This window comes from Cellulomonas citrea (assembly GCF_009829685.1).
In the GTDB taxonomy this organism is placed as follows: domain Bacteria; phylum Actinomycetota; class Actinomycetes; order Actinomycetales; family Cellulomonadaceae; genus Cellulomonas; species Cellulomonas citrea.
This window is the reverse complement of the sequence record NZ_VWSD01000375.1, coordinates 1-555: the sequence shown is the minus strand read 5'-3', so window position 1 is coordinate 555 and position 555 is coordinate 1. Positions and strand designations below refer to the sequence as shown.

Annotated in this window: 1 protein-coding gene; it reads right to left on the bottom strand. The window is 55.7% G+C overall.

The window, feature by feature from the left end; genetic code table 11:
• The coding region (locus F2B26_RS16825) for an oxidoreductase (protein ID WP_499679459.1) at positions 1-496 on the bottom strand (496 nt) is incomplete at its 3' end.
• Positions 497-555: the final 59 nt, after the last annotated feature.

The following is a 555-nucleotide window of genomic DNA, read 5'->3' as shown; positions in this document are numbered from 1 at the left end:
CGGCGGCCTTTCCCTCCGCGATCTCTTTGGTGTCTTCGACTCTCTCTCTCAACAACCTCGTTCGATTCTCGAAACTTCCGCCGTATTCGTCGGTTCGATCATTGTATCGGCGTAACAGGAATTGCATGAGTATCGAAAGGTCGTGAGCGCAATAGACATAAACGATGTCGACGCCGGCAGAAATCGCCCGCCTTGCGGCATCTTTGTGCCATTGTCGCAGCGCTTTGATGTCTGATTTGTCCATGGCGCGGGTCGCGAATGGGCCGTAGCCGCTGTAGGGTAATGCAGACGGACCGAGAGGATACTCCCGCGTCGTTCGATTGGCGGCGCTTTTACCGGCATGGCTCAGTTCCAGGCCAAACAAGGCGCCGAAGCGGTGTACGCCATCGGCGAGCCTGGCAATGAGGGGAATGTCGGCATCGGAATACAGTCTTAGAGGCGACGTCGGTGCATGGTCCGAGGATGGATGAATCATGCATTCCTCGCCACAGACCACACCCCATCCACCTTCCGCTTTTACTTCACGATATCTGACTGAATCGTTTGGATGCCTGA